The organism is Nocardioides sp. J9 (genome assembly GCF_007829375.1).
In the GTDB taxonomy this organism is placed as follows: Bacteria; Actinomycetota; Actinomycetes; order Propionibacteriales; family Nocardioidaceae; genus Nocardioides.
In genome coordinates this window covers 1-23,517 of the sequence record NZ_VLJQ01000046.1, presented here as the reverse complement: position 1 = coordinate 23,517, position 23,517 = coordinate 1, and the positions used below count along the sequence as shown (strand labels likewise).

The 23,517-nt window shown below is 73.6% G+C and carries 20 protein-coding genes and 1 pseudogene; 8 read left to right on the top strand and 13 right to left on the bottom strand.

All coding sequences use genetic code 11. The features are described from left to right. From L615_RS23080 to L615_RS03615, 4 genes are all read right to left on the bottom strand, one after another. Positions 1-1,159, bottom strand: a 1,159-nt coding sequence (locus L615_RS23080; protein ID WP_186449717.1) for a F390 synthetase-related protein, incomplete at its 3' end; no start/stop codon positions are given. 4 nt (positions 1,160-1,163) lie between these two features. After that, complete coding sequence (locus L615_RS03625) at positions 1,164-2,021, bottom strand: MBL fold metallo-hydrolase (RefSeq protein WP_145724152.1); 858 nt, start codon at positions 2,019-2,021, stop codon at positions 1,164-1,166. Then, positions 2,012-3,034, bottom strand: a complete 1,023-nt coding sequence (locus tag L615_RS03620) for a 3-oxoacyl-[acyl-carrier-protein] synthase III C-terminal domain-containing protein (protein WP_145724151.1) — start codon at positions 3,032-3,034, stop codon at positions 2,012-2,014. Before L615_RS03620 ends, L615_RS03625 begins: the two co-directional genes overlap by 10 nt. 343 nt (positions 3,035-3,377) lie before the next feature. Beyond that, the gene (locus tag L615_RS03615; protein ID WP_145724150.1) at positions 3,378-4,313 is read right to left on the bottom strand and encodes a patatin-like phospholipase family protein; all 936 of its coding nucleotides are present in this window, start codon (positions 4,311-4,313) and stop codon (positions 3,378-3,380) included. A 48-nt stretch (positions 4,314-4,361) separates the two neighbouring features. Between L615_RS03615 and L615_RS03610 the strand changes: the two genes are divergently transcribed. From L615_RS03610 to L615_RS03585, 6 genes are all read left to right on the top strand, one after another. After that, positions 4,362-6,074, top strand: a complete 1,713-nt coding sequence (locus L615_RS03610; protein ID WP_145724149.1) for a CocE/NonD family hydrolase — start codon at positions 4,362-4,364, stop codon at positions 6,072-6,074. A 296-nt stretch (positions 6,075-6,370) separates the two neighbouring features. Then, a complete protein-coding gene (locus L615_RS03605) occupies positions 6,371-6,967 on the top strand; it encodes a TetR/AcrR family transcriptional regulator (RefSeq protein WP_222430426.1) in 597 nt (198 codons plus the stop codon). Next, the gene (locus L615_RS03600; RefSeq protein WP_145724148.1) at positions 6,967-8,706 is read left to right on the top strand and encodes an ABC transporter ATP-binding protein; all 1,740 of its coding nucleotides are present in this window, start codon (positions 6,967-6,969) and stop codon (positions 8,704-8,706) included. The genes L615_RS03605 and L615_RS03600 overlap by 1 nt, the downstream gene beginning before the upstream one ends. Next, positions 8,703-10,673 carry an ABC transporter ATP-binding protein gene (locus tag L615_RS03595; protein WP_145724147.1) on the top strand — a complete coding sequence of 657 codons (1,971 nt, stop codon included), beginning with the start codon at positions 8,703-8,705 and terminating at the stop codon, positions 10,671-10,673. The genes L615_RS03600 and L615_RS03595 overlap by 4 nt, the downstream gene beginning before the upstream one ends. A 567-nt stretch (positions 10,674-11,240) precedes the next feature. Continuing rightward, positions 11,241-12,992: an MFS transporter gene (locus L615_RS03590; RefSeq protein WP_261376542.1), complete on the top strand. Its 1,752-nt coding sequence runs from the start codon at positions 11,241-11,243 to the stop codon at positions 12,990-12,992. Beyond that, entirely contained in the window at positions 12,989-13,450 is a 462-nt protein-coding gene (locus L615_RS03585; protein ID WP_036517052.1) for a MarR family winged helix-turn-helix transcriptional regulator, read from the top strand. Before L615_RS03590 ends, L615_RS03585 begins: the two co-directional genes overlap by 4 nt. Before the next feature lie 152 nt (positions 13,451-13,602). Here the strand turns inward: L615_RS03585 and L615_RS24670 are convergent, their stop codons facing one another. The 3 genes and pseudogenes from L615_RS24670 to L615_RS03575 all read right to left on the bottom strand — a co-directional run bounded on the left by L615_RS24670 (position 13,603) and on the right by L615_RS03575 (position 15,969). Continuing rightward, positions 13,603-14,406: an alpha-amylase family glycosyl hydrolase gene (locus L615_RS24670; protein WP_145724146.1), complete on the bottom strand. Its 804-nt coding sequence runs from the start codon at positions 14,404-14,406 to the stop codon at positions 13,603-13,605. A gap of 226 nt (positions 14,407-14,632) precedes the next feature. Beyond that, a pseudogene (locus L615_RS24665) lies at positions 14,633-15,115 on the bottom strand (alpha-amylase family glycosyl hydrolase); the annotation flags it as partial. A gap of 149 nt (positions 15,116-15,264) precedes the next feature. Continuing rightward, a complete protein-coding gene (locus L615_RS03575; protein WP_145724145.1) occupies positions 15,265-15,969 on the bottom strand; it encodes a hypothetical protein in 705 nt (234 codons plus the stop codon). A gap of 51 nt (positions 15,970-16,020) precedes the next feature. On the opposite strand from L615_RS03575, the gene L615_RS03570 reads away from it, so the two are divergent. Further along, positions 16,021-16,707: a metal-dependent transcriptional regulator gene (locus L615_RS03570; protein ID WP_145724144.1), complete on the top strand. Its 687-nt coding sequence runs from the start codon at positions 16,021-16,023 to the stop codon at positions 16,705-16,707. A 191-nt stretch (positions 16,708-16,898) separates the two neighbouring features. On the opposite strand, the gene L615_RS03565 is transcribed toward L615_RS03570, so the two are convergent. The 5 genes from L615_RS03565 to L615_RS03545 are packed head-to-tail and all read right to left on the bottom strand — an operon-like array spanning position 16,899 to position 21,106. Continuing rightward, complete coding sequence (locus L615_RS03565) at positions 16,899-17,720, bottom strand: Sir2 family NAD-dependent protein deacetylase (protein ID WP_145724143.1); 822 nt, start codon at positions 17,718-17,720, stop codon at positions 16,899-16,901. Between the two features lie 4 nt (positions 17,721-17,724). After that, positions 17,725-18,330, bottom strand: a complete 606-nt coding sequence (locus tag L615_RS03560; RefSeq protein ID WP_261376541.1) for a protein-L-isoaspartate O-methyltransferase — start codon at positions 18,328-18,330, stop codon at positions 17,725-17,727. After that, positions 18,308-18,574 carry a DUF2277 domain-containing protein gene (locus tag L615_RS03555; RefSeq protein ID WP_028654764.1) on the bottom strand — a complete coding sequence of 89 codons (267 nt, stop codon included), beginning with the start codon at positions 18,572-18,574 and terminating at the stop codon, positions 18,308-18,310. Before L615_RS03555 ends, L615_RS03560 begins: the two co-directional genes overlap by 23 nt. A 28-nt stretch (positions 18,575-18,602) precedes the next feature. Continuing rightward, positions 18,603-20,573: a beta-propeller domain-containing protein gene (locus L615_RS03550; RefSeq protein WP_145724142.1), complete on the bottom strand. Its 1,971-nt coding sequence runs from the start codon at positions 20,571-20,573 to the stop codon at positions 18,603-18,605. Then, positions 20,570-21,106 (bottom strand): SigE family RNA polymerase sigma factor, encoded by a 537-nt coding sequence (locus L615_RS03545; RefSeq protein ID WP_145724141.1) that lies wholly within the window; start codon positions 21,104-21,106, stop codon positions 20,570-20,572. Before L615_RS03545 ends, L615_RS03550 begins: the two co-directional genes overlap by 4 nt. Positions 21,107-21,201: 95 nt before the next feature. On the opposite strand from L615_RS03545, the gene L615_RS03540 reads away from it, so the two are divergent. After that, the gene (locus tag L615_RS03540) at positions 21,202-22,389 is read left to right on the top strand and encodes a trans-acting enoyl reductase family protein (RefSeq protein WP_028654763.1); all 1,188 of its coding nucleotides are present in this window, start codon (positions 21,202-21,204) and stop codon (positions 22,387-22,389) included. 154 nt (positions 22,390-22,543) lie between these two features. Here the strand turns inward: L615_RS03540 and L615_RS23070 are convergent, their stop codons facing one another. Then, positions 22,544-23,236 (bottom strand): hypothetical protein, encoded by a 693-nt coding sequence (locus L615_RS23070; RefSeq protein ID WP_186449716.1) that lies wholly within the window; start codon positions 23,234-23,236, stop codon positions 22,544-22,546. Positions 23,237-23,517 lie beyond the last annotated feature (281 nt).

Sequence of the window (23,517 nt, the reverse complement as noted above, 5' to 3'; positions counted from 1 at the left end):
CCCCGGCCGGGTCGCCGCTCACCGCGACCCGCCACTCGGGACCGTGCTGCTCGATGCGGTAGTCGCCGAGGTCGCCGGCCAGCGCCACGGTGTGGCGCAGCACGTCGGGCCAGACCGCGACCGTCGTGCGCCCGCCACCGCTGTCGGGAGCGGCCCCGGACGGGGCGAGGTGCAGCACGTCGTCGGCGCGGCCGAGCACGGCCGCGATGCTGCGGCCCGGGCGTCCGCAGGGGCACGGGCCGGGGGCCGCGAGCAGCACGTCGTCGAGGCGGTGCCGCACCACCAGCTGCGTGGTGCGGGTGAAGTCGGTGACCACCGGGTGGAAGCGGCGGTGGTCGAGCCACTCCGGCTCGACGTGCACGTGGGCCTCGTTGAGGTGGAGGCGGCCGGCCGGGCAGCTGACGGCCAGCAGGCCCTCGGTGGCCTGGTAGATCTGCTCGACCGGCCGGCCGAACGCCTCCCTGATGACCGCCTCGTCCTCCGGGTCGAGGGTCTCGGCGACGGAGACCACCTGCAGCGGGCGCAGGCCGGCCGGGCGGGCCTCGGCGACCCGGCGCAGCACGCTCGCCGGTGCGACGAGCACGTCGGTGCCCGGCAGGTCGGGGAGGTGGTCCTCGACCGGGATGGTGAGGTCGTGCCAGGAGAAGCTCACCCGCCGGCTGTCGAGGGTCTCGTAGAGGTTGCTGTTGGCGCGCAGGAAGAGGGCGACCCGCAGCGGCCGGCGGGCGAGCGTGCGCAGCGACGCGGGCGCCATCACCAGACCCAGCAGGATCCCGGCCCACAGGCGGCTCTCCTGCTCGGAGACGAGGAAGACCCCGCGGGTGCCGGTGGTGCCCGACGACAGCCCGACCGTCACCCCGCCCGGCAGGGTGGTGGTGAAGTCGCGCGAGCGCTCGGCCGCCTCGGCGACCTCGAGCGCCTGCTCCAGCGTGATCCCGAACCGGTTGAACGCCGCGAAGTCCGCCAGCACGGTGCGCTTGTCGACCACCGGGAGCTCGGCGAGGGGACGTCCGGCGTGCGGCGCGTAGAAGGACGCGCGGGGGAGGTCCTCGCGCAGGAACCGCTTCAGCGCCCGAGCCCGCGCGGCGTCGTACCTCCGCGGGAGGAGCCAGCGCTCGCGCGCGAACGCCGCGGCCACTGCCGCGTGGCTGCCGGCCATCTCCTCAGGCCCTGCCCGTCCCGGCCGCCCAGGCGGCGGCGCCCTCGGGGCAGTGGGCGGGCAGGACGAGCAGGTCGTCGTGCGCGGCGTCGAGGTCGTGCAGCGCCCCGAGGGTGCGGACCGTGCTGGACCAGTCGTGCATGATCCCCTTCGCCAGCCGCGAGGGCGGGCGCACCTCGCGGAAGGACCGGGTCGTCCAGGCTGCGTCGCCGACGAGCAGCACCTGCCGCCCGCCGGAGGTGAACAACAGGCCGAGGTGGCCGGGCATGTGCCCGGGCAGGTCGACCGCGAGCAGGCTGCGGTCGCCGAGCAGGTCCCACGTGCGCAGCCCGCCGACGGCCAGCTCCGGGAACTCCTCGACCGGGTCGAGCCGGTCGCGCAGGTCGTCGGGCAGCAACGCCGGCACGATCGCGTGCCGCACGGCGTTGACCCCGCGCAGCGACAGCGCCTGCTCGGCACCCGCGGCACCGGCGATGAACCGCGCGTGGGGGTAGTCGAGCAGGCCGCCGACGTGGTCGCCGTGGAAGTGGGAGACCACGACCCGTCGTACGTCGCCGGGCTCGACGTCGAGCGCTGCCAGCTGGTGCGGCAGGTGCTCCGCCTCGGGCAGCGTCACCGGCAGCAGGTTGCGGTAGACGAGCTCGGGGAAGCGGCGGGTGGTGTCGAAGAAGTGCTGCGAGTAGCCGGTGTCGAAGAGCGTCCAGCCGTGATCCGGGTGGTGCAGGGCGCCGACGTACGACGGGAACTCGATCAGCCGCAACCGCCCGCCCTGGCGGGCCATCGCCTCGGGACCCTTGCAGTGGCCGACGCGCAGCCAGTGGAAGGTGACCTCGGGCTGCTGGGGGAGCGGGGTCAGTAGCACAGCACCATCCCGCCCAGGCTGATCCCGGCGCCGGTGCCCAGCAGCAGCGCGTGGTCGCCGCGCCGCAGCCGCCCGGTCTCGATCGCCGCGTGCAGCGCCGACGGCAGCGAGGCGCCGACCTGGTTGCCGTGCTCGGCGTAGATGTCGACGACCCGGTCGCCGGCGCCGAGCTGCTGGCGCACCCAGCTGATGCCGTGGTGGCTCGCCTGGTGCGGCACGACGACGGACAGGTCGTCCATCGTCACGCCGGCCGCGGCGAGGAGCCGGTCGACGAACGGCGGCAGGTGGCGGAACGCGAGGCGGAACACCGCACCGCCGTCCATCCGGAAGCGGCCCCAGTCGGCGTAGTCGCCCTCCACGCGGTCGGGGGCGTAGCGGGAGCCGCCACCGCGGATCTCGCAGCTGTGCGCGCCCTCGCTGTGCGTCTCGAAGCCCGACGACAGCACGGCCGACCCGGAGCCGTCGGCCGGCCCCACCACCGCCGCCGCGGCGCCGTCGCCGAAGATGCCGGACGCGCCGAGGTCGGACCAGTCGAGGCCGACCGAGGCGAGGTCGCTGGACACGATGAGGATGCGCTCGTGGCGGCCCGCGTCGACCAGCGTGGCCGCGAGGTCGAGCGCGACGAGGAAGCTCATGCAGCTGGCGTTGACGTCCCACGCCGGGATCGGTCGCCCCGGGGCCAGCTCCTCGTGCAGCAGCGCCGCGTTGCACGGCAGCGGCTGGTCCGGGGTCGCGCTGGCGCCGATGACCACGTCGACGTCGTCGAGGTCGACACCCGCTGCCGCCAGTGCCTTCCGTGCCGCCCGCGCCCCGAGCTCCGCGGCAGAACCGCGCTCGACGTACCTCACCCGGACGCCGGTCTTGTCCTCGACGGTGCCCGGCGGCAGCCCCAGCCGCTCGTCCAGCTCGGCGCTGGTCAGGGCCTCGTCCGGCACCGCCGCACCGGTCCCGAGGATGCGGAGGGCGCGCGGCCCCCGAGACGACGCTGTCGGCACCAGGTCCTCCTTGGTCATGGTGCCTCGGAGGATACGGCGTGCGGCCTGACGCGGTGGGAGGTTCCCGCGCCGGCCGTGGTGCACCGGGCTGTGCTGGGCACCGTCCGCCTTGGGGGCCCGGTGGTTTCGAGGCTCCTCGCTGGCGCTCGTCGCACCTCAACCACCGGGGGCTACAGAGCGCCTTCTGCCGGTGGTTGAGGTGCGAGGCGCCCCGGCGCGGTGCCGGTCTGCCGGTGGTTGAGGTGCGAGGCGCCCCGGCGCCGAGCCTCGAAACCTCCGGCCGTGGTGCACCGGGCTGCGCTGGGCACGGTCCGCCTCGTGGGCCAGGCGAGCACGAGAGGCGACGCCCTCGCGCCAGTGGCTAGCGCTCCGCGTCGTCGAGGGCCTGCCGGGTCAGCTGGCGGCCGAGCTCGATGAGCTCCTCGGCGCGGTGGAAGTCGAGGGTGCGGGCGGCACCGAGGGGGACGGTGACCAGCACGTCGGGCGGGAGGGCGGCGAGCCGGTAGCGCGTGATCAGGCTCTGCATCGCGTCGAAGGACAGCGACACCACCTCCGACGTACGGACGTCGGGGCGGACGTCCACCTCCGGGGCCGACTCGGCGGGCGCCTCCACGGCGCCGAGAGGCACGTCCTCGACGAGGTCGTCGACGGACGCGGCCTCGGAGCGGCGGAAGCGGCGGCGCAGGTCGGCGGCCCACTCGGCGCGACGCACGGAGAAGCCGCGGGCGGGGGAGGAGGGCTCGTGCGGCGCGCGCGGGCCCTGCAGGGAAACGGCGACGGTGAAGTCGGCGGCCGCGGCGGCGGTCGGGTCGAGCGGGAGCGGGTTGAGCAGGCCGCCGTCGACGAGGATCCGGCCGTCGACGACGGCGGGCGTGAACAGGCCGGGGATCGCGATGGAGGCGCGGATCGCGGGCAGCAGCGGCCCGCGCTGGAACCACACCTCGCGGCGGGCAGCGAGGTCCGTGGCGACGGCGGTGTAGGGGACCGGCAGGTCCTCGATCAGCGTGTCGCCGAGCATCTCCTCGAGGTGCGCCATCAGCCGCTCGGCCGTCGCCGCGCCGCCGCCGGCCCACGTGGGGTCGGCGAGCCGCAGCACGCGGCGGCCGGTCAGCGTGGTCGCCCAGTCCGCGAACTCCCGGTCCTTGCCGGTCGCGACGAGGCCGCCCACGAGCGCCCCCATCGACGTACCGGACACCGCGACGACCTGGTGGCCGCGGGAGCGGAGCTCGTCGACCGCGCCCAGGTGCGCGTAGCCCCGGGCACCGCCGGAGCCGAGGACGAGTGCGACGCGGGCCATGGCCCCATTGTCCGCATAGCCCGACCCGCACGACGTCGTTGGGCCACCATGGGGAAGCGCACCGGGGCCGCTCTGCTCGCCGCCGTCGTCACCGCCTCCGGGCTCGCCCTCGCTCCAGCACCGGTGCGGGCCGACGAGCCGCAGGACGTCGTCGTCCAGGAGCGGTTCACCACCTCCGACGGGGTGGAGCTGCAGACCACGCTGACCAGCACCGGGCCGGTGACCCCGAAGCCGACGGTGGTCGAGTTCTCGCCGTACGGGCGCGGCAGCGAGTCGCTCGACGTCAGCGCGGACTACAACTTCCTGCTCGTCCAGATCCGCGGCACGGGCGACAGCGACGGGTCCTTCGACGCGCTCGGCCCGCGCACCCAGGCCGACGTCGTCGAGGTGCTGGAGTGGGCGTGCCAGCAGCCGTTCAGCGACGGCCGCCTCGCGCTCAACGGGTTCTCCGCCAGCGCGATCACGCTCTACAACTCCTGGCACCTCGAGCTGCCCTGCGTGAAGGCGGCGATCCTCAAGTCCGGGACGCACGAGCTCTACCGCGACCTGCTCGTGCCGGGCGGGGTGCTCAACCTGCTCCCGGGTGCCGGGGTGCTCGCGCTGATCGGCGCACCGGCGCTGCTGCAGGGCCTCGACCGGCTGCAGCGCGACCCCGGCTCCGCGCTCGACGTCGTCGGCGGGCTCTTCGCCACCGGGCTGAACGTGCTCGCCCACCCCACCCTCGACGAGTGGTGGCAGCAGCGCGGCTGGCGCGGGGACGCCAACGACATCCCCGTGCTCATGGTCAACGGCTTCTACGACGTCGAGTCGCGTGGCGCGTTCGAGGCCTTCCGCGCGCTGCGCGCCGACGGGGCGCACCTGGTGATGGAGGGCGGCCACGACGGTGTCCCGGCCGGCACCGACGGCGGCGCCGCCGAGGCAGCGGCGTGGCTGGACCACCACGTGCGGGGGATCGACAACGGCATCGAGGACGCGCCGCGGGTCAGCCTCACCCTCGCGCAGGGCTCGCGCGCGTCGTACCTCGCCGGGGAGCACGTGACCGTCACCGCGGACGACTGGCCGGTGCCCGGCACCACGTGGACCGAGCTCGCGCTGGCGTCGGGCAAGGGGCTGTCGCCGAGCGTCCCCGCGCGGCGCACGACGGCGTCGTACCTCACCGTGCCGTCCCTGCCGACGATGACCGACGTCCCGAACACCTCGCTGCTCGAGGCCAGCGGGCTCAGCGCGCTGACGGGCGCGCTGCCGCTGCTGGCGCAGTCCAACCTCGCGAGCATCGACGGCCTCACCGGCCAGTCCTTCACCACCGCGCCACTGGGTAGCGACGTCGACCTCGCCGGCCCGGTCACCCTCGACCTCGAGCTCGCGACGACCACCCCGGGGTCGGGCATCTGGGCGGTGCTGTCCGACGTCGCGCCGGACGGCCGGGCGCACCCGCTCACCGTCGGCCGGCTCTCCACGAGCTTCCCCGGCGTGGTCGAGGAGAGGTCGCTGACCGACGACCAGGGTCGCGTCGTGCAGCCGTACGGCGACTACACGAACCCCTCGCCCGCCCGGCTCGGCCAGTTCCGCCGGTACCAGGTCGAGCTGTGGCCGGTCGGCAACCGGTTCCGCGCCGGCCACCGGATCCGCGTCCAGCTCGTCGGCACCTCGTTGGCCTCCCCGCTCGCGCTCCCCGGCCTGCACACCCTCCGCCTCGGTGGCCCCGACGGCGCCCGCCTGCGCCTCCCCGTCCTGCCCGGCAGCACCCTCGACCTCCCCTGACCGTCGAGACGTCACTTGTGGCCCGTCGAGACGTCACGTGTGGCCTGTCGACTGGTCACTTCCGGCCCGTCGAGACGTCACTTCGCGCACGTCGAGTGGTCACCGTCGTACGACGGTGGGCCGGTCGCCAGAGATGACGTCTCAACGCGCCGGAAGTGACGCTTCGACGGGCCACAAGTGACCACTCGACGTGCCACGACTGACCACTCGACGAGCCAGAAGTGACGTCTCGACCAGTCGTGGGAGCTAGGAAAAGGGTTTGGTGAGTGAGTGCTCACTCACTTAGGCTGGCGGGCGTGGCCCGTCGTGCAGCACCGATGTCGCCGGAGGAGCGCCGCGAGGCGCTGATCCGCGCGACCCGCCCCCTGCTCTACGAGCACGGCCTCCGGGTCACCACCCGGCTGATCGCCGAGGCGGCGGGCGTGGCGGAGGGGACCATCTTCCGGGTCTTCGCCTCCAAGGACGAGCTGGTCGACGCCACCGTCGCGCGGGCGTTCGAGGTCGGCGACGTGCTGACCCGGCTCGAGGAGATCGACATCGACCTGCCGCTGCGCGAGCGGATGGTGGCGATGACCACGATCCTGCAGCAGCGCTTCCTCGCGATCTTCCGGCTGATGAGCGCCATCGGTGCCGTCGGCCCGCCGGCGCACGTGATGGAGCACCCGGACGTCGCAGCCGGGATGGAGGCGGCGCGCAAGCGGCAGCTCGCGCTCCTCGAGCCCGACCGCGACCGCCTGAGCATGCCGCCCGAGCGGGTCCTGCACGCCTGGCGCGTGCTCACCTTCGCCGGCTCCCACGCGGAGATCGCCGAGGGCGACCTGCTGACCCCCACCGAGATCGTCGACATCGTGCTCAACGGTGTCGTGGACACCACCGAAAGCAGCCGAGACTGATGCTCCTCCGACTCCTGCGGACCCACCTCGCGCCGTACCGCCGCTGGCTGGTGGCCATCGTGCTCCTGCAGCTCACGGCGACGGTCGCGATGCTCTACCTGCCGCACCTCAACGCCGACATCATCGACAACGGGATCGCCAAGGGCGACACCGCGTACGTCGTGCGGATCGGTGCCGTGATGCTCGGCATCGCGCTCGTGCAGGCCGTCTGCTCGATGTCGTCCGCGTGGTTCGCCGGGCGCACGGCGATGGCCTTCGGCCGCGACGTGCGCCAGCGGCTCTTCCACCGCATCGGCAGCTTCTCCGCGCGCGAGGTCTCCACCTTCGGTGCGCCCTCGCTCATCACCCGCGCGACCAACGACGTCCAGCAGGTCCAGATGCTCGCGGTGATGACCTGCATGATGGCGGTGACCATCCCGATCATGATGTTCGGCGGCGTGATCATGGCGGTCCGCGAGGACGCCGGCCTGTCCTGGCTGGTCGTCGCCGTCGTGCCCGTCCTCTTCGTCTGCATCGGCTTCGTCGTGTCCCGGATGGTGCCGGCGTTCCGCTCCGTCCAGGAGCGGCTCGACGACGTCAACCGGGTGCTGCGCGAGCAGATCACCGGTATCCGCGTGGTCCGCGCGTTCGTCCGCGAGCCGCACGAGACGAAGCGGTTCGAGGACGCCAACGAGGAGCTCACCGAGGTGTCGCTGCGCGCCGGCCGGTGGATGGCGGCGCTCTTCCCGCTGGTGATGGGGGTGTCCAACGTCGCCAGCGTCGGGGTGATCTGGTTCGGCGGCCACCGCGTCGACAGCGGGCAGATGGAGGTCGGTGCGCTCACCGCGTTCCTGGCCTACCTGATGCAGATCCTGATGTCGGTGATGATGGGGACGTTCATGCTGATGATGGTGCCGCGCGCGGCGGTCAGCGCCGACCGGATCAGCGAGGTCCTGGCGACCAGCACGAGCGTCGTACCTCCCGCGGAGCCGGTGACCGAGGTCGACGTCGCCGGCCACCTCGACCTCGAGGACGTCGGGCTGACCTACCCCGGCGCCGAGGCGCCGGTGCTGTCCGGCGTCAGCCTCGCCGCCCGCCCCGGCCAGACGGTGGCGATCATCGGCTCGACCGGCGCCGGCAAGACCACCCTGGTCAACCTGGTGCCGCGGCTGCTCGACGCCACCGAGGGCACGGTGCGGGTCGACGGTGTCGACGTTCGCGAGCTCGACCCCGAGCTGCTCTGGTCGCGCATCGGCCTGGTGCCGCAGCGCGCCTTCCTCTTCTCCGGCACCATCGCCTCGAACCTGCGCTACGGGCGGCCCGAGGCCACCGACGAGGAGCTGTGGGAGGCGCTGGAGATCGCGCAGGCCGCGGACTTCGTGCGCGAGATGCCCGACGGGCTCGACACCGCGGTCGCCCAGGGCGGCACCACCGTCTCCGGCGGCCAGCGGCAGCGGCTCGCCATCGCCCGCGCGCTCGTACGACGACCGGAGATCTACCTCTTCGACGACGCGTTCTCGGCGCTCGACGTCGCCACCGACGCCCGCCTGCGCGCCGCGCTCGCGCCGGTGACCCGCGAGGCCACCGTGCTCATCGTCGGCCAGCGGATCGCGACGATCCGCGACGCCGACCAGATCCTCGTGCTCGAGGACGGCCGGGTGGTCGGCCAGGGCACGCACGACGAGCTGATGGCCGACAACGAGACCTACCGGGAGATCGCCGCCTCGCAAGGCGTGAGCGGTGAGGAGGTGGCGGCATGAGCGACCAGAAGCCCTCCGGCACCATGAGGACCACCGAGCGGATCGTCCAGCAGGGCGGCCCGGGGCGTGGCCCGATGGGCGGCATGGTCGGCCAGAAGGCCGACGACTTCGGCGGCTCCGCCCGCCGCCTGCTCCAGCTGCTCCGACCCGCCCGCGGCCGGGCAGTGGCCGTGCTGCTGCTCGCCGCCGGCTCGGTCGCCTCCGTCGCGGTCGGCCCGTGGCTGCTCGGCCGCGCCACCGACTCCGTCTTCAACGGCTTCATCGGTGGCCGGATCGACCCGGGCACGACCAAGGCCGACGTCGTCGCCGACGCCGAGGCCCGCGGTGACAGTGGCCTCGCCGAGTTCCTCGACGGCCTCGACTTCGTGCCGGGCCGCGGCGTCGACTTCGGCGCGGTCGGTGACATCCTGCTGATGGCGCTGGCGATCTACGTCGGCGGCCAGGTCCTCGGCTGGCTGCAGGGCTACCTCGTCAACGACATCGTGCAGGGCACCGTGCGCCGGATGCGCAGCGACGTGGAGGAGAAGATCCACCGCCTGCCGCTGGCCTACTTCGACCGCCAGCCGCGCGGCGAGCTGCTCAGCCGGGTCACCAACGACATCGACAACGTCGCGCAGAACCTCCAGCAGACGATGAGCCAGCTGCTCACCTCGCTGATGATGGTGGTCGGCGTGCTCGGGATGATGTTCTGGGTCTCCCCGCTGCTGGCACTGATCGCGCTGGTCTCCGTGCCGATCGCGATGTTCACCACCAGCCGGGTGATGAAGCGCTCCCAGGGCCAGTTCATCGGCCAGTGGCGCCAGACCGGGCGGCTCAACGCCCAGGTCGAGGAGGCGATCTCCGGGCACGCGCTGGTGACCGTGTTCGGCCGCCGTGCCGCGGTCGAGGCCGAGTTCGACGACGCCAACGAGCAGCTCTACGAGTCGTCGTACCGCGCGCAGTTCATCAGTGGCCTGGTGATGCCGCTGATGATGCTGATCGGCAACCTCAACTACGTCGTGATCGCCGTCGTGGGTGGCCTGCGCGTCGCGTCCGGCTCGCTGTCGCTGGGCGAGGTGCAGGCGTTCATCCAGTACACCCGGATGTTCACCCAGCCGATCACCCAGATCGCGTCGATGGCGAACCTGCTGCAGTCCGGTGTCGCCTCCGCCGAGCGGGTCTTCGAGCTGCTCGACGCCGAGGAGGAGGCGGACCCGTCCTCGCTCGCAGCGCTGCCGGCGCGGATCGAGACCCGCGGCGAGGTGGTCTTCGACCACGTGTCCTTCTCGTACGGCGAGGAGCCGCTCATCGAGGACCTCTCGCTCGTCGCGCACCCCGGCCAGATGGTCGCCATCGTCGGACCGACCGGCGCCGGCAAGACCACGCTGGTCAACCTGGTCATGCGCTTCTACGAGCTCAGGGGCGGCCGGATCACCCTCGACGGCACCGACGTCAGCGCGATGTCGCGCGCCGAGCTGCGCAGCCGGGTCGGGATGGTGCTGCAGGACACCTGGCTGTTCGAGGGCACGATCCGCGACAACATCGCCTACGGCCGGCCCGACGCGACGGAGGAGGAGATCCGCGAGGCCGCGCGGGCGACGTACGTCGACCGGTTCGTCCACTCGCTGCCCGACGGCTACGACACGCGCGTCGACGACGAGGGCTCGAACCTGTCGGCGGGGGAGCGGCAGCTGATCACCATCGCCCGGGCGTTCCTGGCCAAGCCGGCGCTGCTGATCCTCGACGAGGCGACGTCGTCGGTCGACACCCGCACCGAGCTGCTGCTGCAGAAGGCGATGGCCGCGCTGCGCACCGACCGGACCTCGTTCGTCATCGCGCACCGCCTCTCGACCATCCGCGACGCCGACCTGATCCTGGTCATGGAGGACGGGCGGATCGTAGAGCAGGGCTCGCACGCCGAGCTCCTCGAGCGCGACGGCGCCTTCGCCCGCCTGCACGCGGCGCAGTTCGCGGCGGCCGCGGTCTGAGGGGGCTGGGGGTCTGAGGGGCTGAGGCGCTGAGGCGTTAATCCCATTGTGTGGCGCCCGGACGCGACCTACGGTGGTCGCACACGGGAAAGGAGGTGGTCCGAAGAATGAATTCTCATCGGATGCGTGAGGTGGCTGCCCGCTAGCAGCCCCGCAGTGCGAATTGCTTCGGCTGCGACGCGAATCCAACGCAGCCACCCGACCCGCAGGTGAGTCCGGACCATCCACCGGACGGGGTCCCTCCGCGGACCACACCTGCGGGTCGCTCCTTTTTTCCCGTCGTCCTGCCCGCCCCTCCCCCGCGGGGTGTGGGGCTTCGCGCCGCGAGGTGTGACGCTTCGCGCCACGAGGTGCGTCTTGTGGCGGTGCGACGTGCGTCTTGTGGCGCCGCGACGTGCGGGTCATGGCTGCCCGAGGTGGCGGGTACGGCGCCGTCGTACCGTCCCGGCGTCCCGGCGTCCCGGCGCCCCGGCGCCCCGGCGCCCCGGCGCCCCGGCACCCTGGGTCCGGTGTCGGCCCGGTCACAGAAAGTTGTTTGAGTCAACTAATCGGGGATATGGTTGATTCATGTCAACTACTTCCCCGGCGACCGCCGAGACGGGTCAGATGACCCACCGCGAGATCATGGAGGCCCTGACCGGGCTCCTCCTGGCGATGTTCGTGGCCATGCTCTCGAGCACCGTGGTCAGCAACGCGCTGCCCGCGATCGTGACCGACCTGAACGGCAGCCAGACCGGCTACACGTGGGTCGTCGTCGCCACCATGCTCACGATGACCGCGACCACCCCGATCTGGGGCAAGCTCGCCGACCTGTTCAGCAAGAAGCTGCTGGTCCAGGTCGCGCTCGTCATCTTCTCGGCCGGCTCCGTGGCGGCTGCGGTCGCGCCGTCGATGAGCGTGCTCATCGGCGCCCGTGCCTTCCAGGGCCTCGGCGTCGGCGGCCTGACCGCGCTGGTCCAGGTCGTCATCGCCTCGATGGTCCCGCCCCGCGAGCGCGGCCGCTACAGCGGCTACATCGGCGCCGTCTTCGCCACCGCCACCGTCAGCGGCCCGCTGCTCGGCGGGCTCGTGGTCGACAGCCCGCTGGGCTGGCGCGGCTGCTTCATCATCGGCATCCCGGTCGCGGCCGTCGCTTTCGTCGTGCTGCAGAAGACGCTGCACCTGCCCGTCGTGAAGCGTCAGGTCAAGATCGACTACCTCGGCGCGACCCTGATCATGGGCGGCATCAGCCTGATCCTGGTGTGGGTCAGCCTCGCGGGCACGAACTTCGACTGGGTGTCCGGTACGTCGGCCGCGCTGGTCGGCGGCAGCCTGCTGCTCATCGCGGCGGCCCTGTGGGTCGAGGCGAAGGTCGCGGCGGAGCCCGTCATCCCGCTGCGCCTCTTCCGCGACCGCACCACCTCGCTGGCGACCGCCACGTCGGTCATGATCGGCGTCGCGATGTTCGGCGCGACGGTCTACCTGAGCCAGTACTTCCAGCTCTCCCGCGGCATGACGCCCACCGAGGCCGGCCTGATGTCGGTCGCGATGGTCGGTGGCCTGCTCGTCTCCAGCATCGTCAGCGGCCGGGTGATCACCCGCGACGGTCGCTGGAAGCGGTGGCTGGTCGGCGGCATGGTGCTGCTGATCGCCGGCCTCGCCCTGCTCGGCACGATCGACTCCACCACCTCGCTGTGGATCGTCGGCCTCTGGATGGCGCTCACCGGCGTCGGCGTCGGTGCGACCATGCAGAACCTCGTCCTCGCGGTGCAGAACAACACCCGTCCCGAGGACCTCGGTGCGGCCAGCTCCGTGGTCGCGATGTTCCGGTCCATCGGTGGCTCGGCGGGTGTCGCCGCCCTCGGTGCGGTGCTCGCCCACCAGGTCACCGGCAGCGTCAAGGACGGGCTGGTGAAGCTGGTCGCCAGCGGCCAGGTCAGCCAGGAGCAGCTCGCCGAGATGCAGCACTCCACCGGTGACATCCCGACCCTGTCCGAGCTGCCCGGCCCGATCCGCGCGCTCTACGAGGCATCCTTCGGCGAGGCCGTCGGCCACCTGTTCATGGTCGCCGTCCCGTTCGCGATCGCCGGCTTCCTGTGCATCCTGTTCATCAAGGAGGTCCCGCTGCGCACCTCCAACCACGCCCCGACCGCCCCGGCTGCCCCGACTGCCCCGGCTGCCCCGGCTGCCCCGGCTGCCCCGGCTGACGGTGCGTCGGTCGCGAAGGCGCCGAGCGTCGCGGACAGCGAGGTGCAGGCCGGGCTGGTGGCCACGGGCGAGCCGGTCGACCAGCCGGTCTTCACCGGCGGCACCTCCGTCCGGGAGGATGGCTCCCGATGAGCACGACACTGTCCCGCACCGACGTCCTCCGCGAGCTCGAGGGCGAGGTCGGCGTGCTGATCCGCCGGATCCGGCGCGTGATCGGCGAACGTGCGCGGTCCGTGCACCCGGAGCTGCTGCCGGCGTCGTACCTCATGCTGGGCTACGTCCGCGACAACGGCCCGGTGCGGGCCTCGGCGATCGGCCAGGTCTTCGACATCGACAAGGGCGCGATCAGCCGCCAGGTCCAGCACCTGATCGACCTCGGGCTGATCGACCGCCAGCCGGACCCGGCCGACGGCCGCGCCACCCTGCTCACCGCGAGCGCGGAGGCCGTGGAGCGGATGGACAGCGTCGCCGCCGAGCGTCGCCGTCGCCTCGCCGACCGCCTCGACGACTGGACGCCGGAGGAGATGTCGTCCTTCGTCGCCACCCTCCGTCGCTACAACCAGGCCCTGTCGGAGCCCGGCGACCACTGAGCACGGGCTGCGGTAGTCCCTGACGAAAAGCACCGCGACACGCCGTACGACGGTGCTTTTCGTCAGGGACTACCGCGCCGAGCGGGCCACAACTGACGTCTCGGCGGGCCACAAGTGACGTCTCGACGGGCCACAGGTGACGCCTCGACGGGTCAGCGGACCCAGGCGGCGGTGTCGGGGGGCAGGACGTCGCCGGGGAGCGGGCCGCTGCTGATCAGGACCTCGCCGGCGGGGAGCGGGGCGGGGTAGGTGCCCGCGTTGAGGACGACGGTCACCCCGGCCCGGCGGAAGACCAGCAGGTCACCGTCGGTCGCGGCGGTGGTCGCGTCGTCCGCCCCGGCGAACACCTCGCGGCGCGTCGCCAGCGCGCGGCGGTAGAACGCCAGCGTCGAGTCCGGGTCGGCCTGCTGCGCCTCGACCGTCAGACCCGCCCAGCCCGCCGGCTGCGGGATCCACGGCTGGGTGCCCTCCGGCCCGCCGAAGCCGTACGGCGGAGCCGAGCCCGACCACGGCATCGGGACCCGGCAGCCGTCCCGGCCGGGCTCGCCGGTGCGGAACCACGACGGGTCCTGCCGCGCCTCGGGCGGCACGTCCACCTGCTCGAGCCCGAGCTCCTCGCCCTGGTAGAGGTACGCGGAGCCGGGCAGCGCGAGCATCGCCAGCGTCGCGGCGCGGGCCCGGGCGAGGCCGGCCGGCCCGCCGCCGTACCGCGTCGGGTGGCGCACCACGTCGTGGTTCGACAGCACCCAGGTGGGTGCCGCGTCGGCCGTCGCCACCGCCGCGATCGAGGTGTTGACGACCTCGGCGAACGCCGACGCCGACCACGGGGCGCTCAGCCACGCGAAGTTGAACGCCTGGTGCAGCTCGTCGGAACGGATGAACTCCGCCATCGACGCCGGGGTCTGGGTCCACGCCTCGGCGACGGCCATCCGGTCGCCGGGGTACTCCTCGAGCACCCGGCGCCAGCGGCGGGGGGGGGCGCGGGGCCCCCGCCGCCCCCCCCCCCCCCCCCCCCCCCCCCCAGCCCCCCCCCCCCCCCCGCCCGCCCATCGCCTCGGCCTGCCGCGGCTCGCCGTCGGCGCCAGTCCCGTCGGGATCGTCGGGGTCGTCCGGGTCGTCCGGGTCGGGCAGCACCTGGTCACGCAGCGACTCCTCCTTGAAGAGCCCGTGCGCCACGTCGACCCGGAAGCCGTCGACCCCCCGGTCCAGCCAGAAGCGCAGCACGTCCTCGAACATGTCGCCGACCTCGGGGTTGCGCCAGTCGAGGTCGGGCTGCGTGCTGTCGAAGAGGTGCAGGAACCACTGGCCCGGCTCGCCGTCCGCCTCGCTCACCCGCGTCCACGCCGGCCCGCCGAAGATCGAGCCCCAGTTGTTCGGCGGCTCCGCGCCGCCCGGCCCCTTGCCGTTGCGGAACAGGTAGCGGGCCCGCTCCGGCGAGCCCGGCCCGGCCGCGAGCGCGGCCTGGAACCACGGGTGCTGGTCGGAGGTGTGGTTCGGCACCAGGTCGACGATGACCCGCAGCCCCAGGTCGTGCGCTGTCGCCAGGAGCGCGTCGACGTCGGCCAGCTCGCCGAACAGCGGGTCCACGTCGGAGTAGTCCGCGACGTCGTAGCCGTGGTCCTTCTGCGGCGAGCGGTAGAACGGCGTGATCCACAGCGCGTCCACGCCGAGGTCGCGCAGGTACGGCAGCCGCGAGGTGATGCCCCGCAGGTCGCCGACCCCGTCACCGGGCACCGGCAGGCCGTCGGCGAAGCTGCGGACGTAGACCTGGTAGACGACCGCGTCGTACCACCACGGCCGCTCGGCCGCGGCGGTCACCGGAAGCTCTCCGGGTCGACCGCGATCCACACGTGCTCCGCCGTCGCGACCACCTCGGCGCCCGGGCCGAACAGGGTGGCTGCGGTGAGCGTCTTGCGCCCGTCGATCCGGCGCTGCTCGCCCACCACGACGTAACGCTCCGAGGTGCGCGGCAGCTGCCGCACCTCCACCGTGATCCGGCCCAGCACCGACGGGCGGCCCTCGAGGTCGCTGGACCAGCCGCCCGGGCAGTCCAGCGCCGCCCAGGTGGTCGGCACGTCGCTCGCGTACGGCGTCCACGTCGCCGCGACCCGTCCCTCCGGCTCGCCCTCGACCGGCCCGGCGAAGATCCGCAGCCCGTCACCGACCCGGCGCGAGGTCCCGCACACGAAGCAGCTGGGGAACGGGTGCACGCGGTGGCCGCGGTAGGCCGCCTGCGCCTCCGCAGCCCGCCCGACCGGCACCGGGGCGACCGGCGTCGGCTCGTGCTCGGCGTACGCCGCCTCGGCCACCACGCCGCCGTCGTGGCTCAGCATCGCGCCGTTCGCCGTGGGCGAGACCGGCATCGGCACCTCGAGCGGCGGGGGCTGGCGCAGGGTCACCGTCACGGGGCGGCCCACCCCCTCTCCGGGCAGCCGGGCGGCGAGGGCTCCGGACACCCAGCCTCCGTTCCCGGAGCGGGGCGGGCCGTTGAAGCGTCGGGGCACGAGCAGCGAGGTCACCCCACCAGCCTGCCAGCCCGGGGGAGGGGAGCCATAGGTAAGAATGGTCGGGTGAGCGACCTGATCGACACCACCGAGATGTACCTCCGCACGATCTACGAGCTGATCGAGGAGGGCATCGTCCCGCTGCGCGCGCGGATCGCCGAGCGCCTCCACCAGAGCGGTCCCACGGTGTCGCAGACGGTCGCCCGCATGGAGCGCGACGGCCTCCTGACGGTCGAGGGTGACCGCCACCTCGAGCTGACCGACGAGGGTCGCCGCCTCGCGACCCGCGTGATGCGCAAGCACCGCCTCGCCGAGCGCCTGCTCGTCGACGTCATCGGCCTCGACTGGGAGCAGGTCCACGAGGAGGCCTGCCGCTGGGAGCACGTCATCTCCGAGAACGTCGAGCGTCGCCTCCTCGAGCTGCTCGACCACCCCACCGAGTCGCCCTACGGCAACCCGATCCCCGGCCTCGACGAGCTCGGCGAGATCCGTGTCGCACCGGAGTTCATGGACGACGTCGAGCCGCTCTCCAAGGCCGCCGGCATCGAGAGCTCCCGCGCCCTGGTCCGCCGCATCTCCGAGGAGATGCAGAAGGACGAGTCGCTGATGAGCGCGATGCGCCGCGTCGGCGCGTTGCCCGACAAGACCATCACCATCCAGGCCACCGCCGACGGTGTGCTGGTCGGTGCTGGCGGCGAGACCGCCGAGATCTTCCCCGAGGCCGCCGACCACATCTTCGTGAAGCGGCTCTAGCTGGATGGCGCGAGCGCGTCGCTCGTGCCTCGCGCCGCGCTGCCGCGCCGCMGTTGCCTCCGGCAGGTGGTGACGTCCGGGTGGCGGCAAGACCGTCGGCGCGCGGGACGGCGCCTCCCTGCGCCTCCGGTCGCTCCTTCGTCGCTCCCTCCGGCTCCGGGCCGGCTTCGTCCCGCGCAGATCGACTGCGTTCAGCAGCGCACCTCGGCGAGGGCCGAGAGCCACTCGCTGGTGCCGGTGTCGACCCTGTGCGCGGCCAGGTCGTCGCCGCGGGTCGGGCCGCGGTTGACGATCACCACCGGGATGCCGAGCTGGGCGGCGCGGCGCACGAAGCGCAGGCCGCTCATCACGGTCAGGCTGGAGCCGGCGACGAGCAGGCAGCCGTCGGAGCCGACCAGGGCCTCGACGGCTGCGTAGCAGCACTCCACCCGCGGCTTCGGCACGTTCTCCCCGAAGAAGACCACGTCCGGCTTGAGCACGCCGCCGCAGTCCTCGCACGCCGGCACGACGAACCCGTGGGTGTCCTCGAGGTCGACGTCGCCGTCGGGTCGCACCGCCACGTCGGCGTGCGTGGCCGCCCAGCCCGGGTTGGCGTCCTCGAGCCGCTGCTGCAGCCCAGCCCGCGACGTCGTACGACGGCAGGCCAGACACACGACGTCGGCGATCCGGCCGTGCAGCGCGACCGTGCGCGGCGTCCCCGCAGCCTCGTGCAGGCCGTCGACGTTCTGCGTGATGACCAGCTCCGCCCCGAGCGCGGCGACCGCGCGGTGCCCGGCGTTCGGCTCCGCCCGCTTCATCCGGGACCAGCCGAGGTGGCTGCGCGCCCAGTACCGCTGCTGGGCAGCGGGACCGGAGACGAACTCCTGGTAGGTCATCGGGGTGCGGGCCGGGGCACCCGGGCCCCGGTAGTCCGGGATGCCGGAGTCGGTCGAGAGCCCGGCGCCGGTCAGCAGCACCAGCGGGCCGGCGGCGCACCGCTCCAGCGCGGAGTCCTGCTGGCCGACGAGCGTCACCGGTTCAGGATACGAGCGGGACGAAGACGTAGCGGCCGTGCTCGTCGACGAGCGGCTCGGCGCCGGGCTGCCGGCGGATCCGCAGCATCCGGCCGCGCACCGGCCCGACGAAGGTCCCGTCCGGGGTGAGCTGCTCCACCAGCGCGAGTGGCACGTGCTCGGCGTCGGCGGAGACCAGGACCCGGTCGTAGGGCGCTCCCTCGGGCCAGCCGAGCACGCCGGGCCGGGCCTCGTGCAGGTCGACGCCGGGCGAGGGGCCCAGGGCGGCGAGGTGCCGGGCACCCAGCGCCAGCACCTCGGGCAGGATCTCGACGCCGGTGACGTGGCCGCCGGGCGCGGTCAGGTGGGCGAGCAGCGCGGTGGTCCAGCCGGAGCCGCAGCCGACGTCCAGCACCCGGTGCCCGGGGCGGGGGTCGAGGAGCTCGAGCATCGCGCGCACCGTCGACGGCTGCGAGTTCGTGACGTCGTGCCCGATCGGCAGGGCGCGGTCGACGCCGGCGAAGCGCCGCTGGTCGGGCGGCAGGAAGTGCTCCCGGGGAACCGCCGCCATCGCGGCGGCGACCCGGGCACGGGGGTCGGCGGGGCCCTCAGCCGTATCGGAGCCGGGCACGCTCACGCGCCTTCTCGGCCTCGACCTCCCGGTTCTTCGGCGGCGCCGTGGTGACCAGGTTGTCGAGCAGGTGCTGGGTGATGTGGGCGATGTCGTGCACCGCCTGGTCGAATGCCGCCTGGTTGGCCTGGCTCGGCTTCGTCGTCCCGCTGACCTTGCGCACGAACTGCAGGGCGGCAGCCGTCACCTCCTCGCTGGTGGCCGGCGGCTCGAAGTTGTTGAGCGGACGGATGTTGCGGCACATGCCTCCACCGTACGCCGGGGAGCGGGCCTCACAGCTCCAGGAACTGCGCCTGCTCGCCGGTCGCCAGCACCACCCGCCCGTCGGGCAGGGGCACGGCGCGCACGAGGTCGACGTCCGCGCCGTACTCCACCTGCTGCAGGCGCTGGCGCAGCTCGCCGTCGACGAGGCGGATGATCGACACGTAGCCCACCCGGGTGCGTGCGCGCCTCTCGAGCACGGTCACCACGGTCCGCTCGTCGGGCAGCCACGTGAACGCCCGCGGGTCGGTTCCGGCCAGCGCGCGGAACGACCGGCCGTAGCTGTGCACGTCGAGCCGGCGCACGTCGGTGATGTCGCGGACGTCGAAGAGCCCGACCTGCGCGCCCCAGCCGCCCTTGCCGTCGGGGCCCTCGCCCACGCCGACCATCCGCCAGCTCCCCAGCGGGTGGAGGTACGACGAGAAGCCGGGCACCTTCAGCTTGCCGAGCAGCCGCGGGCGGGAGGAGTCGGTGAGGTCGACGGCGTAGAGCGGGTCGACGCGGCGGAAGGTCACCACGATGGCGAGGTCGTCGAACCAGCGGACGGACGTGATGTCCTCGCGCGGGCCGAGCCGGTCCAGGCGACCGTGCTCGACGAGCTGCTCGCCCTCGCGGCGCAGCGTGACGACGGAGTTGAAGTCGCCGGTCTCGCTGGTCGGCCCGAGCGCGAGCCGCAGCACCCCGTCGGCCTCGTCGACCGACCAGCGGTCGCGGACCGCGCCCTCGACCTCGCCGGACGCGACGTGGGTGGCGGCCGAGCCGTCGAGCTCGAAGTCGAAGACGTGGGTCGTGCCGGAGGTGCGGGTCGGCGCGCCCCGGCACCAGTCGAGGCAGCTGCCATCCCAGCCGTCCCAGCCGGCGCGGGTGGCGAGGTAGAGGTGGTCGGCCGACTCGTAGGCGATGCCGGTGCGCCCGGCCAGGCCGATCGCGTCCGGCTCGGCCGTGCTGGTGAGGTCGAGGCCGACGATGCTGGTGGTGGCGAGCCCGAGGTCGTCGGACGGGATGGCGACGTCGGTGCAGTCCAGCAGCTGCCGGCTGTCGCCGTCCGTGGTGATGGTGGGCAGCCAGTCCTCGATCGTCGACTCCTCGACGACCTGCCGGTTGCGGCGCAGGGCTGCCTGGTCGGTGCGGCGTCCGCGCGGCTCGACGAAGTCGAGGTCGGGGAGGCCGGACTCGAGGACGAGGCGGACGGTGTCGCCGTGCTGCCGGGCGGACAGCAGGGCGGCGTCGTAGCTGACGTCGGCGACGACCTCGGGCTCGGCCGGGTCGGCGAGGCTGATCGTCAGCACCCGCGTGCCCGGGGCCTCGGGCGGGGCGCCGGCGTCGGCGCCGATGGCGACGACCGTGTCGCCGGCCAGCAGCAGCTCGGCGGACTCGATGCCGTCGAGGCGGACCGAGGAGAGCCGTTCGGTGCTCGCGCCCGTCACGTCCCAGGTCACCAGGTCGTCGTCGCGGACGGTGACCAGGACCGAGCCGTCGGTCTTCACCGTGTCGGGCTCGTCGACGCCGGCCTCCTGCACGTTGGTGCCGGTGTCGCTGCTGGTGGCGCGCTGCGCCTTCGGCACCTGTCCGGCTGTGCGGCCAGACAGCTTGTTGACGGCTCGGTCGGCGACCGGCCCCTCACGCCCGTGCGCCCCGAGGGCCACCCTGAAGTCGTCCCACCCCCACGCCGTCACCCGCTCCTTGCCGCGGCGCACGTAGCTCGCCAGCAGCTCGTCGCACGAGGCCGCCGGCTCGAGGTCGGCCTTGAAGGCGACCCGCTCCGGCAGGGCGGTCCCGCCCGGGGTGCCGGGCCCGGACCCGCCGACGAGGGTGCCGGCGACGAACGCCCCGGCGACGCCGGTCGCCACGCCCGCCGTGAGCAGCGGCCGGACCAGCAGCCGGCGGCGCCGGCGCCGCTCACCCACGGCCGCGGCGAGGATCGCGGTCACCGGCGCCTTGCCGGTCGGGTAGTCGTCCCAGAGGTTCTCGAGGTCGGTCACTGTCGCTCTCCCGCGATGTCGAGGAGGTGGTCGTTGGTGGCGAGGTGGGCCAGCGCCCGGGAGAGCCGGCTCTTCACCGTCCCCGCCGGCACGCCGAGCACGGCCGCGGTCTGCTTCTCGCTGAGCTGGACGAAGTAGCGGAGCACCACGACGTCCCGGTTCGGCTTCGACAGCCCACCCAGCGCGCGGTGCACGGCGTCGGCGATCGCGACCCGCTCGGTGGCGTCCCCGCCGGAGCGGGCGCGGCGGGCGTCCTGCTGCTCGAGGGCCAGCGGGTCGTCGTACCGCCGGTCCTTCCACCACCGGGTCCGGCGGCTGTCACGCAGGCAGTTGAGCAGCATCCGGTAGACGTAGGCGTCGCGGTTGTCGGCGTTGCGCACCCGGTCCCAGCCGGTGTAGCAGCGGACCAGGGTGGTCTGCGCGAGGTCCTCGGCCTCGTCCGGCCGGGCGCCGAGGAAGACGGCGGCGCGCACGAGCGAGGGCCATGCCTGCTCGACGTAGTCGGCGTAGTCCGCCTCGTTCCCTGGGTCCACGTGCGCTCCGGTCGTTCGTGCTGGCAATGATCTGTCATGGGTGAGACGGGTCGAGCCTTGCGTGAGGTTCCATCCGGGGTGCAAGACTCGCCGACATGGTTGAGAGCTCCCGCCCGTACGACGTCGTCCTGTTCGGCGCCACCGGCTTCACCGGCGGCCTGACCGCCGACTACCTCGCCGCGCACGGCGGCGACCTGCGCTGGGCCATCGCCGGGCGCAACGAGCGGAAGCTCGAGCAGGTCCGCGACCGGCTCGCCGCCACCCGGCCGGACCTGGCCGACCTGCCGCTGCTCGTCGCCGACGCCGCCGACCCCGACGCGCTCGCCGAGGTCGTCGCGACGACCAAGGTGGTCGCCACGACGGTCGGGCCCTACGTCCAGTACGGCGGCCCGCTGGTCGCCGCGTGCGCCGTCGCTGGCACCGACTACGTCGACCTGACCGGGGAGCCGGAGTTCGTCGACCGCACCTACGTCGAGCACAACGCCGCCGCGGAGGGCTCGGGCGCCCGGCTCGTGCACTGCTGCGGGTTCGACTCGATCCCGCACGACCTCGGCGCGTACTTCACGATCAAGGAGCTCGCCCGCGAGGTCGGCGGGGAGATCACCGCGCCGGTCACCATGCGCGGCGTGGTGCGGTCGAAGGCCAGCTTCTCCGGCGGCACCTTCCACTCCGCGCTGACCGCCTTCTCGCGCGCGCGGCAGATGAAGGAGGCCTCCAGCGCCCGGCGCCGGATGGAGCCGCGCCCCGAGGGCCGCCGCTCCCGCGCCTCGGCCAGCGCACCGCGTCGCGACCGCGACCTCGGCTACTGGCTGCTCCCGCTGCCGACCATCGACCCGTTCGTCGTGGCGCGCAGCGGGGCCGCGCTGCCGGCCTACGGCCCGGCGTTCACCTACTCCCACTACGCAGGGACGAAGACCCTGCGCTACGCGGCGGGCGGCGCGATCGGCGCCACCGGCCTCACCCTCGCCTCGCAGGTGCCGCCGCTGCGCAACGCGCTGCTCAAGCGGGTGCCGCAGGGTCAGGGCCCGTCCGAGGGGCGGCGGGAGAAGTCATGGTTCACCGTCGACTTCGTCGCCGAGAGCGGCGGGCACACGGTGCACACCCGCGTCTCCGGCGGCGACCCCGGCTACACCGAGACCGCGAAGATGCTGGCCGAGTCGGCCATCTGCCTGGCCCTCGACGAGAACCCGAACGTCTCCGGCCAGGTCACCACCGCCACCGCGATGGGTGATGCGCTGCTCGCCCGGCTGCAGCGGGCGGGGATCGCCTTCGAGCGGGTCTGACCGGCGCTTCGTCGTACGAGCCTGTCGGCCTGACAACACGACAGCACGACAGCACGACAGCCTGACAGCACGACGACGGCCGCCCGGGTGACCGGGCGGCCGTCGTGCGGACGGGTTGCGGCCCCACTCCTCAACCCATGCTGTGGGGGGAGGGTCAGCGCTGGCGGCGGGCGAGGCGCTGCCGGGCGAGCAGGGCTGCCGCCGCGGCCAGCAGGCCGCCGCCGGCGAGGCCGAAGGTGAGGCCCAGGTCGGGCTCACCGGCGTCGGCGGAGCCGGCGTCGATGCGGGTCGGGACCGGCACCTCCTCGGTCACCCCGCCGACCTCGTCGACGTCCTTGACATCCGTCCGGCCGTCCGGGCGCTCGCCCTTGCCGCCGTCCTCCGCGGTGGGCTCGTCGGCCGGCTCGTCACCGGGCTGGTCCTGGGGCTGGTCCTCAGGCTGGTCACCCTCCTCGGGGTGGGCGAGGTCGTCCGGGCCGTCGGGGCGCGGGCCGTCGTCCTCGCCGGCGGTGATCTCACCGGGGCCCTCGGGCTTCGGGTCCGGCTTCGGGCCGGGCTCGGGGTTGGTGAACCCGCCGGGGCCCTCCGGCTTCGGGTCCGGCTTCGGGCCGGGCTCGGGGTTCGTGAAGCCACCCGGACCCTCCGGCTTCGGGTCCGGCTTCGGCTCGGGCTCGGGGTTCGTGAAGCCACCCGGGCCGGTCGGCTCCCCGTCACCGGGGATCGCGACGACGATCGGGCCGGGCTCGAACCCGTCGGCGTGGGCGACCCCGCCGCCGACGGCGATCGCGGCGGCCGCGATCGGGGTGGCGACGAGGAGGCGGAGGGCGGTGCGGGCGGTGGTGTGCATGTCTGCTCCTGGGGTGGTGGGCCGGTGCGGCCCGGTTCGTGTTCGTTGGGAGTAGGAGCAGCGGGGGTTCGGGACCTTGCAGCTTTTCCGCGGAAGTTTTTTCGGGCTGGTCGGGAGGGGTTCGGCGGTGCCTGCCTGGCGGTGCGGGCCGGGGCCGGGTGGTGGTGGGGGGCTGACGCGCGCTGCAACACGTGGTTCGCGGCTGTGGCAGCCCGTTGGCCGTGCGACACGCCGGGTGACGCGCCGGTGGGGCGCGGTGAGCGGGCGGGGAGGTCGGTGGA